The sequence below is a fragment of the Rhodanobacter glycinis genome (genome assembly GCF_006438785.1).
Taxonomy (GTDB): Bacteria; Pseudomonadota; Gammaproteobacteria; order Xanthomonadales; family Rhodanobacteraceae; genus Rhodanobacter; species Rhodanobacter glycinis_A.
Genome location: NZ_RCZB01000005.1, coordinates 135853 through 150667, shown reverse-complemented (window position 1 = coordinate 150667; position 14815 = coordinate 135853). Strand labels below are relative to the sequence as shown.

Below are 14815 nucleotides of genomic sequence, written 5' to 3'. Positions count from 1 at the left end.
AGACCGCGATTATGGTTTCAGTGGCGATGCGACCGGCAACGCATACGCCACCAGCGAATCGCCCATCTTCGTGCCCAGTGAACCGTGGCCGCCGGCCATCACCACCACGAACTGGCGGCCGCTCCGATCGGAGACGTAGCTCATCGGCGTGGCCTGGCCACCGGCCGGCAGTCGCGACTGCCAGAGTTGCCTGCCGGTACGCACGTCGTACGCGCGCAGGTAGTAGTCCAGCGTACCGCTGAGAAACGCCACGCCACCACCGGTGGTCATCGGTCCGCCGAGACTGGGCACGCCCAGCGGGAACGGCATGCCGAACGGCGCCTGGTCCTGGATCGTGCCGTTGCGATGCATCCACACCCGCTGCATGGTGTTCAGATCGATCGCCGCGAGATAACCCCACGGCGGCGCCTGACAGGGAATGCCCAGCGGCGACAGCAGCGGATGCAGTTCGACCGCGAACGGCGTACCGGCCATCGGGTGCACGCCCTGCTCGCTGCCTTGGCCACCACGGGCGTCCAGCTTGCTGCGCGGAATCAGCTTCGACACGAACGCCATGTAGTCGGGATTGAGCACGGCCAGCTGGCGCACCGGATCGACGGCCATGCCGCCCCAGTCGAACACGCCAAGGTCGCCCGGATAAATCAGCGAGCCCTGCTCCGATGGCGGCGTGAAGATGCCCTCGTAGCGCAACCGCTTGAATGTGATGCGGCAGATCAGCTGATCGAACGGCGTGGTGCCCCACATGTCGCGCTCGCGCAGTGTCGGCGGCTTGAACGACAGTGCGGAGAATGGCTGCGTGGGTGACGTGCGATCGCCTGTCGCCGCGCCCTGCGGCACCGGCTGCTCCGGCGCGGGCACGACGAGCTTGCCGTCGCGGCGGTCGACTACGTAAATGTCGCCGCGCTTGGTCGAGGCAAGCAACGCCGGCACCTTGCCGTGTGGCGTATCCAGATCGACCAGGCTGGGTTGTCCGCCGATGTCCATGTCCCACAGGTCGTGATGCACGCTCTGGTAAACCCAGCGCAGTTCGCCCGTGGCGATGTCCAGCGCCACGATCGCGCTGCTGAAACGCTCGCCCTGCGGGTCGCGCTGACCGCCCCACATGTCCGGTGTCTGGCTGCCCATCGGGATGTAGACCAGACCGAGCTTCTCGTCGACGCTGGACACGCTCCACGAGTTCGGTGAGTTCCGCACATAGGTCTGCCCCGGTGCCAGCGGCGCGGTGCTGGCCGGGTTCGATGCGTCCCAGTTCCACAGCAACCTGCCGCTGTCGATGTCGTAGCCGCGGATCGCGCCGGAGGGTTCGTCGGTCGAGCCGCTGTCGGTGACGCTGGCGCCGACGATCAGCACGTGCCGCGTCGCCACCGGTGGCGAGGTGGGATTGAGGAAACCGCGTTGCTTCATCGGCTGGTGTTCGTACAGCCCGATCACGCCGTGCTCTCCGAAGCTCTCGCAGGGCTGGCCGGTGTCGGCGTTGATCGCCACGATCGTGGCGTCCGCCGTCGGTGCAAAGATGCGTCGCGGGCATTCCTCGAAATGGATGCGCGACATCGGCAACGCGCCCTTGGGCACGGGCGGCGGCGGGCTCGGTGCGGCGATGGACGCGCTCGCTGCGGGCAACCACGCGGCCGCGTCCGGCCCGACGTAGGCACCGGAGTCGTGATACGCCACACCGCGGCAGATCATGTGCTGGTAATCCTTCGCCTGCCGGTCGATTTTCGGGTCGTAACGCCAGCGCTGCTTGCCGGTATCCGGATCCAGCGCGATCACGATGCCGTGCGGCGTGCACAGGTACAGCATGCCGTTCGCCTTCAGCGGCGTGACCTCGTTGGCGATTTCCAGCGGATCGCCCGGGCCCTTGAAGTCGCCGGTATGAAACGTCCACGCAAGCTGCAGCCGATCCACATTCTGCGGGTTGATCTGTTGCGCCGGGGCATGGCGATCGCCAAAGCCGGAGCGGCCGTAGGCGCTCCAGTCGCCGGCAGCGGTGAACGGCGCCGGCGATGGACCGGATGCGTTCATGCGCGCCTGCGCGAATTCGCCCGGATGGTCATGCGGATGTTGCAGCAGGGCGGCGACACCGACGATGGCCGCGATCGACAACGCGCCACCCAGCGCCCAGCGCCCGCTCCGCAACATCGCATCGCGGCCATCCGGCGACCTGCGCAACCCGGCATTGACGAACGGCAGCCACAACCACAGTGCCAGCGCGAAAACCACGTCCAGCCGCGGCAACAGCTGCCACCAATCCAGCCGCACCTCGATCAACGCCCACGCCGTCGTGCCCAACAGCACCAGCGCATACAGCCACATCGCCTGGGACCGCCGCACGATCGACAGCGCGCCGGTGACGGCCATGCCAAGCCCGGCAAGCAGGTAGTAGAACGAACCGCCCAGCACCAGCAGGTACGCGCCGCCGGTCGCAAGGGCCAGGCCCAGCAGAACGAACACGCCGCCGGTGATCAGCAGCAACGGGCGGGAACGTGGCAATCGTGTCATGGCGATCTCGGTGATGGCGGCGAGGCTTCAACGCGACGTCTTCATCAGCCACGCAAAGTCTGCCGTCGTGTGTAGCACGACGCATGCCCGCGCATTGTTGACGTTAGCCGCGATTCAGCCTCATCGCCACGATTCACCCTACGTTTGCACGATCCGGCCAAGACTCGGACTTCCTGCAGGCAACGAGGTACGTTCCATGAAGAACAAGATCACATCACTGACTTTCGCGCTGGCCCTGGGCACCCTCTCGCTGGGCGTTTCCGGCCTCGTCATGGCACAGCAGGCGATGACCGAGCCGCAGGTGCACAGCAAGCTCACCGAACAGGGCTATACGAAAGTGCACGACGTGAAGTTCAAGGACGGCATGTGGCGCGCGGAGGCAAAGAGCGCCGACGGCAAGCACGTCGACCTGCGCATCGATGCCAAGACCGGCGAGGTTTACCCGGATGAACAGGTCTCCAGGCTGAGCGAAAAAGACGTGCGCGCCTCACTGGAAACCCAGGGCTATACCCACGTCCACGATGTCGATTTCGACGATGGCATCTGGAAGGCCAAGGCGGAAAATCAGAGCGGGGTCGACGTCAAGCTGAAGATCGATGCGGGCACCGGCAAGGTGATCGCTACCGACTAGGTAGGCTGAGTCAGAGCGGAAATGGCGGGCGGCGCGCAGCACACACACTCCGCCCGCCACAGTTTTCACTGACCGTGCTTTACTGGCTGCGTGTCGACAGCGGCAGCGAAGTTTGCCGTTCGGCCGGCAAGGTCCCGGTGAGCCACGCTGAAACCTTACCCGCCACCTGGGCCGCACTCATGCTGCCCGTATCGATGGCCGTGTTGCTTCGCCCATACGGACTATATTTCGACGAACTCGTCACCGAGAACAAGCCGATGGTCGGGGTGCCGCTGGCGACGGCCAGATGCATCACGCCACAGTCCGCGCTGATGAAGCCATCCATGTTCGCGATCATCGAGGCCAGGCGACGCAAGTCACGCGTGTAGTAAGAGGCAAAGTCCCCGCCCAGCTGCGTCTGGCCGTGTTCTGCGATCACGTCCACGATCAGCAGATTCGGCTGCGCGGCCTGCAGTGCGTCGACGAATTCCTTCCACCATGTCTCGCCATAGCGCTTGGCGCCCGTGGCATTGGCGAATATGCCGATAACCGGGCGTCCGGCCGCTGCCTGCTGGGTTCCGCCGAGCACGGCGGTCAACGCCTTGCCCGCTTGCTGCCGTTCATCATCGGACAGGCGCAGATTGAGCGTTTCGTAAGGCCGGTCCACCTTCCCCGCATATGCCGTACGCAGCAGAAACACGCTGCGACGTGCCAGGTGATCCGGCCAGGACAGGCTGTGCCACAGCGAACCGGCATTCGCCCGGATATCCGGAAAGCCGAGCTTGAAGCGGGCCTTGACGATGCCCAGCAACAGGCGGCCGGACTGCGAACCGTTGCAGGCATCGATCGCCAGATCGTAGGAGTTGTGTCGCAGTTGCCGCAGCAGCGCGATGGTCTGCCACACATGCCGCGCGATCTTTCGCGGCAGGCAAAAAACCTGTCGCACCTGAAACCGGTTGGTGAACAGCATCCGTGCCGCTTCGCCGCCACTGACCAGGTCGATCTCGGCTCCGGGATAGAGCGCCTCGATCTCGGCGAGCAAGGGGCTGATCAGCACGGTATTGCCGAGTCGATGATTGGGCCGGCAGATCAGCACGCGATGGACGCCGCGCGTCGGCAACTGGCCGGGCTCGCACAGCTGCCCGCCCACGGCGGAAAACAGACGGCCAAAAAGCAAGGTGATGGCGCGGTGCCGCAGCGCATCGCCGCGTCGCAGCCTGACATGGATGGCTGGCTGCTCGCCTTGTGGCAGTTCGGCAACGTCATTCATCGGAGTAGCCGAAACCAGGAAGATTCCTGCAAGTTACGGCAAGCCACCTTTCCCGAACCCTTCCAAAATTCGACGGGCACCATTCATGTCGAGGATTAACGAAATTCTCATGAATTCACAGCTCCCGCAACGATCGCTTCGTACTGCAAAGCGCTGCAGCACCATCCATGGAAAGGCCATATGGATGGCCAAATGAAACGTCATGACGCGACGCAGGGTAGCGATCTTCATCGCCTCGGCATACGAATGGTGGTTGCCCATAGTAGTGGCCTTTCCTTAGTCGACTCTTAAGTTCGGCGGCTATAGCGGAAGATTCACAAGAATCCGGATGAGGCGGATGAATGTATCCGTGCAACCCATAAGCTCGCACTAAGTTGGCTGGGCGCATAAAGGCGGCGCGGCAAGTTTCGTCGCTCACCATGACCCGGAGTCACCATGAAGAAATCCCTCGCAATCCTCGCCGTCGTTGCGCTCGCCGCGACCACCTTTGCCGCCACTGCCGCGACCCCCAGTGCACTGGTCAAGCAGGCCAAAGTGAAGATGCCGGAGGCGCGCGAGATCGCGCTCAAGGCCTATCCCGGGAAGATCGTCAAGGAAGAACTGGAACAGGAGAAAGGCGGCAGTGGCCTGCGCTATTCATTCGACATCGCGAACGGAAAGGTCACCCACGAAGTCGGTGTCGATGCGAAAACCGGCGAGCTTCTGGAGAACTCTGTCGAAGGTGCCGACAACGATTGATCGGCACGGTCGAGGTCCGAGCATGTCTTGCAGACGTCGGCCCGATCGCACGCCGCCGCGGATGGACCGGCGCATCCCGCCTCACTACTATCGGTGGACTCCTTCCCCCGACAGGTGACAGCCCGTGACGCGATTGCTCCTTTGTGCACTGATCATGGCCGCGTGTCCGCTCGCGCTGGCTGCCAGCACCAAGCCGACTTTCAGCACCGAGCGCCTGTCCGCCGAGGTGAAAGCGCTGTCCTCCGATGCATTCGAAGGCCGCGGCCCGGCCACGCCGGCTGAAACGAAAACCATCGACTACGTGGTGGCGCAGATGAAGGCCGCCGGCCTGCAGCCGGGCGGCGATCTCAAGGAAGGCAAGCGCGCGTGGACCCAGGCCGTGCCGCTGCGGCGCAGCGAGATCGTCGGCACACCGGCGTTGACGCTGAGCCACGACGGCAAGATCTCGGTGCTGACCCAGGGTGAACAAATCTCGGTACGCGCACCCATGGATGGTTCCACCAGCGTGGCAATTGCCGACGCGCCGCTGGTGTTTGTCGGCTACGGCGTAAAAGCGCCCGAGCGGCGCTGGGACGACTTCAAGGGCGTCGACCTGCACGGCAAGATCGCGGTGGTGCTGATCAACGATCCGGATTTCGAAACCGGCAAGGGCGACTTCGGCGGCAAGGCAATGACCTACTACGGCCGCTGGACCTACAAGTACGAAGAAGCTGCCCGCCAGGGCGCGCTGGGCATGCTGGTGATCCACGAAACCGCGCCGGCTTCGTATGGCTGGGCCACGGTGAAGAACTCCAACACCAACACCATGTTCGACATCGTGCGCGACAACCCGGCAGCGGTGCATCCTGAACTGGAAGGCTGGATCCAGCGCGATCTGGCGGTGCAGATGTTCAAGCGCGCCGGGCTCGATTTCGACACATTGAAGAAGCAGGCGCAGACGCGCGCATTCAAGCCGGTGACGCTGAAGGGCGAGAGCTTCTCGGCCAGCTTCAAGGTCGATTCCAGCGTGATCACCTCGCACAACATCGTCGGCCGCATCGAGGGCAGCAAGCGCCCGGACGAAACGGTGATGTACAGCGCGCACTGGGATCACCTGGGCGTCGGCGCGCCAGATGCCAAAGGCGATCGCATCTACAACGGCGCTGTCGACAATGCCACCGGCACTGCGGCGCTGATCGAGATGGGCCGCGCCTTCGCGCAGGGCCCGCGGCCCGAGCGCTCGGTGGTGTTCCTCAACGTCACCGCCGAGGAAAAGGGCCTACTCGGTTCGGAGTACTACTCCGCCAATCCGCTGTATCCGCTGGCCACGACGGCAGGCGTACTCAACGTGGATGCGCTCGACCCCCATGGCCCGGCGCGCAACTTCAACATCTCCGGCAGCGCGAAACTCGGCCTGCTGGATGACCTGATCGCCGACGCGAAGACCTACGGCATGGTCTATTCGGCGGATCCGAAACCGGAGGCAGGCCACTTCTTCCGCTCCGATCATTTTTCATTCGCCAAGCGCGGCGTGCCGGCGATCTCGTTCGGCTCCGGCAACGACTGGGTCGATGGCGACCTCGCTGCCGGCAGGGCGGCGGAGGACGACTACAACACCAAACGCTATCACCAGCCCGCCGACGAATGGCAGGCGAGCTGGACATTCACCGGCATGGCGCGCGACCTTCAGCTGCTCTACACCGTCGGCAACGACCTGGCCAATTCCCGTGCGTGGCCAAACTGGAGCGCGGATTCGGAATTCCGTGGCACGCGCGACAAGACCGCCGCCGAGCGCAAGTAACTTCGTCGTACTGGATGTAGCAGCGCCCCGGCCCTGAATGCGCTTCCTTCTGCCTGCAGGGGGAGCAACCGAGGTCAATGCCGGCCGTAAGCCCAGCGCAGGAACGGCGGCAGCGCCCGCTTCCATGACGCCTGGTTGTGCACGCCGCCCTGCAGCTGGAACAGTGCGGCATCCGCCCTGCGCGATGGGTGCCCGGCATAATCCATGTTGATCGAGTAGCCGAGCTGCTGCAGGCCGCGTGCGCGAAAGCCATCGGCACCGTGATAACCCTGAAGCAGATCCTGCACGTCGTCGACGGTATCGTTGATGCCATCGCCATCGCGGTCCTTGGTTTCCTCTGCGGTGCCCACCGCAAACCACATCCTGAGGCCGGTGCGCCGGCTGCCGTGGTCGACCATGGCCTGCGCCAGTCGCGTGTGCTGCACCGAGGTGGCGCTTGTGCGATCGGCGGCCAGCCAGAACGAGGGCGAGAACGCGCCGACCCGGCCGATTACGTCCGGATACTGCCAGCCGAGATTGAACGCGTTGAGCGCACCCAGCGACCAGCCCAGCATCGCGCGCGCGCGCGGCGACCTGCGTGTGCGGTAGTGCGCGTCTACATACGGCACCAGCGCGGTGGCGACCCAGGCGGAATAGTCATGCGCGCGCGTGCCGATCGGGCCGATCGCCGAGCCGCCGACCAGGCTGCGCGCGGTGGCGCGGTCGGACAGGCCGTAGCCACTGGCGCGGTCGGTCAGCATGTCGACCGCCACCACGATCACCGGCTCGATCGCTTGCTCGCGATAAAGTCGTGTGAGCGTTGACTGCAGACCCACCGCATCCATGTCCTGGCCGTCGTTCGCATACAGCACGGGATAGCGACGCACACCGCGCGCATAACCGGGGGGCAGATAGACGTCGACCTTGATCCGTTCCGGCGCGAATGCGGGCGCGTCGAGCTGCAGCTGCACGACGCTGCTGTCGAAGCGTGGCGCCACCGGGTTCGATGCCTCGGCGGGATGCACGCCGGCCAGCAGCACCCCGAGCAGCAGATACCGAACCACGCGGTGCCTGACCATGCGCCGCAACCGCTTCATCACGCCACGCTGGCGAACCACACGCCGTAGCCTGGCAGCTGCAGCAGGTTGCCGTGGAGATGACCGTGCCGCAGGCCATGGCCCTCCAGCGGATGCGCGTTGCCGAATGCGGCAGGCAGGCGGATCTCGGCTTCGGCATCGGCCAGGTTGAACGCGACCAGCACGGTTTGGCCGTCCAGATGACGCGTGAACGCCAGCACCGGCTCGGCGGTATCGATGAATCGAATGTCGCCCCAGCGCAGCGCGGGCTGTGATTGGCGCCAGTGCATGAAGGTACGAAAACCGTTCAATACCGAGTCCGGATCGGCTTCCTGCCGGGCCACTGCGAGTGCGCGATGTTCCTGCGGCACCGGCAGCCATGGCATGCCGCGGCTGAAGCCGGCATGCGCATCGTCATCGTTCCACGGCATCGGCGTGCGACAGCCGTCACGACCCTTGAATTGCGGCCAGAACGCGATGCCGTAGGGATCCTGCAGTGCCTCGTAGGGCAGTTCGGCTTCGGTCAGGCCGAGTTCCTCACCCTGATAGACACACACCGAACCGCGCAGCGAACAGACCATCGCGGTGAGCAGGTTGGCCAGCTGCGACGAAGGCTGCCCCCTGCCCCAACGCGTCAGCACGCGCTCGACGTCGTGATTGGAAATCGCCCAGCACGGCCAGCCTTCGGTCATCTGCGCTTCCAGCATCTGCACCGTGCCGCGGATGTGCGCGGCGCTGAAGTCGTCAGTCAGCAGTTCGAAGCTGTAACCCATGTGCAGGCGGCCGGCGCGGGTGTACTCGGCCATCGTCGCCAGTGAATCCTCCGACGAGATTTCGCCCAGCGCAGCCACGTCCGGATAGCGGTCCATCAGCGCACGCAGCTCGCCGAGAAACGCCAGGTTCTCCGGTCGCGTGTTGTTGTAGTAGTGATACTGGAACGCGTAGGGATTGTCCGGGCTGAAGCCGCGGCCCACGCGTTTCTCTTTCGGCTTGGGCGGGTTGTCGCGCAGCTCGCGATCGTGGAAGCAGAAGTTGATCGCGTCCAGGCGCACACCGTCCACGCCCTTGTCCAGCCAGAAGCGCACGCTGTCGAGGATCGCCACGCGCACCTCGGGATGATGGAAATTCAGATCCGGCTGCGAAGTCAGGAAATTGTGCAGGTAGTACTGCCCGCGCCGCGGCTCCCACTGCCAGGCCGAACCGCCGAACAGCGACAGCCAGTTGTTCGGCGCACTGCCATCGTCCTTCGCATCCGCCCACACGTACCAGTCGGCCTTCGGGTTGTCGCGACTCTCGCGACTTTCCTTGAACCAGGCATGCTCGATCGAGGTATGGCTGAGCACCTGGTCGATCATCACCTTCAGACCAAGACCGTGCGCCTTGGCCAGCAGGCGATCGAAATCCGCCAGCGTGCCGAACAGTGGATCGACGTCGCGGTAATCGGCAATGTCGTAACCGAAGTCGGCCATCGGCGATTTGAAGAACGGCGCGATCCAGATCGCATCGACGCCAAGGCTGGCCACGTAGTCGAGCCGCTCGATGATGCCCGGCAGATCGCCCACGCCGTTGCCGTCGGTGTCCAGGAAACTGCGCGGGTAAATCTGGTAGGTGACGGCTCCGCGCCACCAAGGTGCATCACTCATTCACATGTCCCGTAAGTTTTTGCACGAGTCGAAGCAACACGCCCGAGGCGGTGCTTTCGCAGCTTGTCGAGGAGCTTAACGGCTGCATGCCGGCACGGCCTTGGCAGTGCATACGTATTCATGGAAGCGTGCTATCGCAATGCAGCACGACGCGCTGCGCGATGATGGGCGCAGTCTCGGCGAGACTCGCGCAACACGGCAAACATCCACGCTAGCCCATGCGCGCCATCCGCACGGGCCGCCGAAAAAACTGCACTTGCGCATCGTGGGCCGCGCCGTCCGCACACGTTTGCGATGCACAGCAGCACAATGAATACGTATGCAGGAAACGACTCGGCTGCGGGAGGCGGCCCTACCATGGCGCCACGTCGACGGGCACAGGCACGTGCATGCGTGCTGTCTGTCGCAACGTTGGGGCTGATGTGCAGCAACTACAAAAATGACGCGTAACCCTGGGAGGGGATAACGGTGATACTCAAACGTAATGTACTTGCCTTGGCATTGGCATCGGTGGGCTTCTGTGCGAACACCGCCGCATATGCGGCCATGCCGCAGAATGACCAGCCAGCCAGTCCGCAGGATAGCAGCCAGGTCGCGAAAGATGCCAAGGCCGTCGACGACGCCAAGGCGAAGCGGAAAAAAGAAGCCACCGAGCTTGGCGTCGTGACGGTGAGTGGCTTCGCGCAGAGTATCCAGAGCGCGATCGCGACCAAGCAATCGTCCAACGAGATCGTCGAGGCCATTTCTTCCGAAGACATCGGCAAGCTGCCTGACGTCAGCATCGCCGAATCGATTGCGCGCCTGCCGGGCGTGTCGGCCCAGCGCGTCGCAGGACGCGCCCAGGTGATCAGCGTGCGCGGCCTCTCGCCGGACTTTGCCACCACCCTGCTCAACGGTCGCGAGATGGTCAGCACCGGTGACAACCGCAGCGTGGAATTCGATCAGTATCCTTCCGAACTGGTCAGCGGCGTCACCGTGTACAAGACACCCAGAGCCAGCCTGATCGGCCAGGGACTTTCCGGCACGCTCGACATGCACACCGTGCGGCCCCTGGACTACCAGCAGGATGTGACTGTCGTCGGGGTCCGTGGCCAGCACAATTCCCTGGGCCGGGCGGCCGATTCGAGTGCGTTCGGCAATCGCTTCAACGCCAGCTACATCGGCCAGTTCATGGATCACACGCTGGGCCTTGCCATTGGCTACGCGCACTCGCAGACCCCAACCCAGGAGAATCAGGTCGGCCTGTACGAACCGTGGCAGCAGGTGGGTGATAACTGGCGTCCCGGCGTGCCCGCAGGTACCTGGTTCTCGGATGGCATCAAGGCGCTGCGCCGCACCGGCTACACCAAGCGCGACGGCGTGATGGCCACCGTCGAGTGGCGCCCGTCGGACCAATGGACCAGCACGCTGGACCTGTTCCATACCAAGGCCACGCAGAAGGACACCGCCAACCAGTTCGAGGTGAACCTTGGCGACTACAACGGCGGCTACGGCCGTCTCGACGTCACCAACCCGACGATCAACAGCAACGGGACATTCACCGGCGGCACGGCCAACAACATCTATCCGCTGGTTCGCGGCATGTACAACAGCCGTCACGACACCATCAACGCGGCGGGCTGGAAGAACGAGTTCAACGCCGGTCAGGTCAGCATCGTGGCCGACCTCAGCTACTCCAAGGCCAAGCGTCGCGAGCTCAACCTGGAGAACAATACCCAGCTGGTACCTGCGCCGCAGCTGGACTCGCTTAACCTGAACTACTCGGGCAGCAGCTTTTCCCAGCTGACGCCAGGGCTCAACTATTCCGATGCGAGCAAGCTGTTCCTTACCAATACCATCTACGGCTCAGGCTATGGCAAGGCGCCGAGGATCAGCGATGAGCTGAAGAGCGCCAAGCTCGGCGCCACCATTCCGATGCCCGATTCCGTCAGCCGGCTGATCACAGATGTGGAAGTGGGTGTCAATTACGCCGACCGCGAAAAGATCAAGCACCAGCCCGAAGGCAACATCAACGTCGGTGCCCAAGGCGACACGGCCATCGCACCCGACCTGCAGTACGGCCTGGTCGACCTGGGTTTCGCCGGTGTCGGCAAGATTCCGTCGTGGTATGTGCCAGGTGCCGTCGCGCGCTACATGACCTTTGCGCCCAATGAAGACGCCTCGTACCTGGTGTCCAAAGCCTGGGACCTGTCGGAGAAGATCACCACCGCCTACGCGATGGCGAATATCGACACCGTGTGGGGCATTCCCGTGCGCGGCAATGTGGGTGTCCAGGTGCAGCGCGCGGACCAGTCCTCGTCGGCCAACGTCTTCAATGATTCGAAACCGGTTGGCAGCCAGATCGAAAGATTCACCGACGGCAAGACCTCTACCGACGTACTCCCCAGCCTGAACCTGGCCTTCTCGCTCAGCGAAAGCCAGATGCTTCGCGTGGCACTGGCAAAGCAGGTGGCACGTCCGCGCATGGATGACATGCGCGCCTCGCTGGAGTTCGGTGTCGACAAGACCACCGGCAAGCCGGGTGCCAGTGGCGGCAACCCGAGGCTTGACCCGTGGCGCGCCAATGCCTTCGATCTGTCGTGGGAAAAATACTTCGGTGGCAGTGGCTACGTCGCCGCGGCGTTCTTCTACAAGGACCTGACCAGCTATATCTATACGCAGACTCGCGACAACTACGACTTCTCGTCCCTCGTGGCCAATTACGTGCCGGGTCCCGGAGAGCCGCCGACCCTGACCAAGGGAACCTTCAGTGCCCCGTTCAACGGCAAGGGCGGCAGCCTGAGGGGTGTGGAATTGTCCGCATCGATACCGCTGAACATGCTTACGCCAGCACTCGATGGCTTCGGCGTGCTGGGTAGCGCGAGCTTCAATGACAGCAGCGTCAAGATCAGATCTCCCGAGAACGCGACCAGCGTGGGCGATGGCCCGATCAGCCTGCCAGGCCTGTCCAAGCGCGTGTTCAACCTCACCGCCTACTACGAAAAGAACGGGTTCGATGCCCGCATCAGTGAGCGCAAGCGCTCGGACTTCATCGGCGAGATTGGCAACTTCAACGGTGCGCGCACGCTGCGCTATGTCGTCGGCGAAAAAATCTTCGACGCACAGGTTGGCTACACCTTTGCCGAGGGCAGCAAGCTGCACGGACTGAGCGTGCAGCTGCAGGCCAGCAACCTGACGAACGCACCTTATCGTACGTACGCCGGAACCAAGGATCGTCCGCTCGAGTACATCGAGTGGGGCCGAACCTACCTGCTTGGCGCCACCTACAAGTTCTAAGCCAACGCAGCTATCCCCTGTCCTGCCGGCGGCGACGCCGGCAGGTTTTTTTTGCCTGCCATTTGTGTCGCGCGCGGCTCGAAAGATGTAGCCAGCGCGTCGCCCGCCCCGACTGCCGCGGCCACTCAGACGGACTCGCTCCGCTGCGGCACATCGAAAGCCTGTCGCTCATCTCGCGGGGCAGCGCAGTAGATCGCGCAAGCGGCGGATGAATACGTATGCAGAAACGCGGCATTCGCCGCTCAGCGGCCTACCATGAAGACACTCCCATGGATGGATGGTCGGCGTTGGGTGCAAGCCTTCCACCACGCAAAAACGACACGATCATCCGCAAGTTGCCGGAGTCTCCGTTGAAACGCCTTGCTGCCTTTGCCTTGCTCATGTGCACTGCCCTGCTGGCTACCGGATGTGCGGTGCCATCCGCACAAGTGCCTGCCGAGCACCATGACGCCGCGGTCAAGGCGTTGCCGTCGGGCGACGCTTCCACGGTCCGCCCGGATGTCTGGTACGAAATCTTCGTGCGCAGCTGGGCCGACACCAACGGTGACGGCATCGGCGACCTCAACGGCGTCACCGCGAAACTCGATTACCTGCAATCGCTCGGCGTCAGCGGCATCTGGCTGATGCCGATCAACCCCTCGCCGAGTTATCACGGCTACGACATCACCGACTACTACGGCATCAACCCGCAGTACGGCACGATGGATGATTTCCGGCATCTGCTGGACGCAGCGCACAAACGTGGCATCAAGGTGATGATCGATCTGGTGATCAACCACACCAGCGACCAGCACCCGTGGTTCAAGGCCGCGCGCGATCCCGCCAGTCCGTATCACGACTGGTATAGCTGGGCCGGCCCGCACACCGATTTGAGCGCAGCCAGCGCCGTGGGCGGCCAGGCCTGGCGCATCGCGGGCAGCGCGCATTACCTGGGCGACTTCACCGGCGCGATGCCGGACCTGAACTACGACACGCCCGCCGTGCGCCAGGAAATACTCAAGCTCGGCCAGTTCTGGCTGACGCAGGGTGTCGACGGCTTTCGTCTCGATGCAGCCCAGCACATCTACTACGACTTCAAGGCACAGGACGGCGATCCCGTCGTGCTCAAGAAGAACCTGGCCTGGTGGTCGCAATTTCGCCGCGGCATGCAGGCGGTCCGCCCGGACGTCTATATCGTGGGCGAGGTCACCCAGGACTCGCCGGACAAGCTTGCGCCGTGGTTCGGCCCGCTCAGCGCGGTGTTCGACTTCCCGCTGGCGAGCCAACTCATCGACAGCGCAAGGAACGAACGCGCCGGCGACCTCGCCACACTGCTGGCGCGCACCGATGCCGCCTATCGCAAGGCCAGCGGCAGGTCGGGCGTGGATGCGCCGTTCCTGTCCAACCACGATCAGGATCGGGTGATGAGCCAGCTCGACGGCAACCCGCAGCACATGCGCATGGCCGCCGCGATGCTGCTCACCCTGCCCGGCCAGCCATTTGTCTATTACGGCGAAGAGCTGGGCATGCGAGGTCGCAAACCCGACCCCGATGTGCGCGAACCGATGCGCTGGGATCGCGTACCTGGCGTGGCGGGCGAAGCGACATGGAAGGCATCCACCTCGCACGACGGCGCCGCGGTGTCGGTGGAATCGCAACAAGCCGATCCGGATTCGCTGCTGCGTCACTACACGACGCTGATCCACTGGCGCAGTCAGGTCAGCGCGCTGCGCGATGGCGCGATTCATCCACTGGCGCTGGACAATCCGCACATTGCCGCCTGGCAACTCGACGACGCGAGCAGTCACGTGCTGGTCGTGCACAATTTATCCGGCCAGGCGCAGGACCTGCCGCTGGGCGATACCCGTTTCCGCGCCGTGCTGTTGCACAGCAAGTCGGGCATCACGCTGCAGCGCGGCCACTTGCAGATGCCGGCGTATGCCACGGCGATCCTGCAGTGAAGCG

At 63.9% G+C, this 14815-nt stretch carries 10 protein-coding genes; 6 read left to right on the top strand and 4 right to left on the bottom strand.

The features are described 5' to 3' along the window. Positions 1 to 9: 9 nt before the first annotated feature. Positions 10 to 2499 (bottom strand): glucose/quinate/shikimate family membrane-bound PQQ-dependent dehydrogenase, encoded by a 2490-nt coding sequence (locus EAH75_RS16340; protein ID WP_140806238.1) that lies wholly within the window; start codon positions 2497 to 2499, stop codon positions 10 to 12. Positions 2500 to 2695: 196 nt separating this feature from the next. Here EAH75_RS16340 and EAH75_RS16335 point away from each other — a divergent pair, with 196 nt between their 5' ends. Further along, positions 2696 to 3130, top strand: a complete 435-nt coding sequence (locus EAH75_RS16335; protein WP_140806236.1) for a PepSY domain-containing protein — start codon at positions 2696 to 2698, stop codon at positions 3128 to 3130. Between the two features lie 79 nt (positions 3131 to 3209). On the opposite strand, the gene EAH75_RS16330 is transcribed toward EAH75_RS16335, so the two are convergent. After that, entirely contained in the window at positions 3210 to 4013 is an 804-nt protein-coding gene (locus EAH75_RS16330) for a glycosyltransferase family 9 protein (RefSeq protein WP_241668974.1), read from the bottom strand. Between EAH75_RS16330 and EAH75_RS19975 the strand changes: the two genes are divergently transcribed. From EAH75_RS19975 to EAH75_RS16320, 3 genes are all read left to right on the top strand, one after another. Further along, on the top strand, positions 4014 to 4478 hold the full coding sequence (locus tag EAH75_RS19975; RefSeq protein WP_241668973.1) for a hypothetical protein: 465 nt from the start codon (positions 4014 to 4016) through the stop codon (positions 4476 to 4478). Positions 4479 to 4814: 336 nt separating this feature from the next. Beyond that, positions 4815 to 5117 (top strand): PepSY domain-containing protein, encoded by a 303-nt coding sequence (locus EAH75_RS16325; protein ID WP_140653345.1) that lies wholly within the window; start codon positions 4815 to 4817, stop codon positions 5115 to 5117. Positions 5118 to 5271: 154 nt separating this feature from the next. Next, on the top strand, positions 5272 to 6897 hold the full coding sequence (locus EAH75_RS16320) for a M28 family metallopeptidase (protein ID WP_428993520.1): 1626 nt from the start codon (positions 5272 to 5274) through the stop codon (positions 6895 to 6897). Between the two features lie 74 nt (positions 6898 to 6971). On the opposite strand, the gene EAH75_RS16315 is transcribed toward EAH75_RS16320, so the two are convergent. Further along, positions 6972 to 7955 carry an alpha/beta hydrolase gene (locus EAH75_RS16315; protein ID WP_140653341.1) on the bottom strand — a complete coding sequence of 328 codons (984 nt, stop codon included), beginning with the start codon at positions 7953 to 7955 and terminating at the stop codon, positions 6972 to 6974. A 17-nt stretch (positions 7956 to 7972) separates the two neighbouring features. Continuing rightward, on the bottom strand, positions 7973 to 9595 hold the full coding sequence (locus EAH75_RS16310; protein WP_140653339.1) for an alpha-glucosidase family protein: 1623 nt from the start codon (positions 9593 to 9595) through the stop codon (positions 7973 to 7975). A gap of 546 nt (positions 9596 to 10141) precedes the next feature. Between EAH75_RS16310 and EAH75_RS16305 the strand changes: the two genes are divergently transcribed. After that, complete coding sequence (locus tag EAH75_RS16305; protein ID WP_140806234.1) at positions 10142 to 12871, top strand: TonB-dependent receptor; 2730 nt, start codon at positions 10142 to 10144, stop codon at positions 12869 to 12871. A 380-nt stretch (positions 12872 to 13251) separates the two neighbouring features. Beyond that, positions 13252 to 14811 (top strand): alpha-amylase family glycosyl hydrolase, encoded by a 1560-nt coding sequence (locus EAH75_RS16300; protein ID WP_140806322.1) that lies wholly within the window; start codon positions 13252 to 13254, stop codon positions 14809 to 14811. Positions 14812 to 14815 lie beyond the last annotated feature (4 nt).

What these genes read in the sequence shown, in the direction of transcription:
- EAH75_RS16320 (WP_428993520.1), top strand. Translation starts at nt 5,272, where the DNA reads ATGGCCGCGTGTCCGCTCGCGCTGGCTGCCAGCACCAAGCCGACTTTC.
- EAH75_RS16305 (WP_140806234.1), top strand. Translation starts at nt 10,142, where the DNA reads ATGCCGCAGAATGACCAGCCAGCCAGTCCGCAGGATAGCAGCCAGGTC.
- EAH75_RS16300 (WP_140806322.1), top strand. Translation starts at nt 13,252, where the DNA reads ATGTGCACTGCCCTGCTGGCTACCGGATGTGCGGTGCCATCCGCACAA.
- EAH75_RS16325 (WP_140653345.1), top strand. Translation starts at nt 4,815, where the DNA reads ATGAAGAAATCCCTCGCAATCCTCGCCGTCGTTGCGCTCGCCGCGACC.
- EAH75_RS16315 (WP_140653341.1), bottom strand. Translation starts at nt 7,955, where the DNA reads ATGGTCAGGCACCGCGTGGTTCGGTATCTGCTGCTCGGGGTGCTGCTG.
- EAH75_RS16340 (WP_140806238.1), bottom strand. Translation starts at nt 2,499, where the DNA reads ATGACACGATTGCCACGTTCCCGCCCGTTGCTGCTGATCACCGGCGGC.
- EAH75_RS19975 (WP_241668973.1), top strand. Translation starts at nt 4,014, where the DNA reads ATGCCGCGCGATCTTTCGCGGCAGGCAAAAAACCTGTCGCACCTGAAA.
- EAH75_RS16310 (WP_140653339.1), bottom strand. Translation starts at nt 9,595, where the DNA reads ATGAGTGATGCACCTTGGTGGCGCGGAGCCGTCACCTACCAGATTTAC.
- EAH75_RS16335 (WP_140806236.1), top strand. Translation starts at nt 2,696, where the DNA reads ATGAAGAACAAGATCACATCACTGACTTTCGCGCTGGCCCTGGGCACC.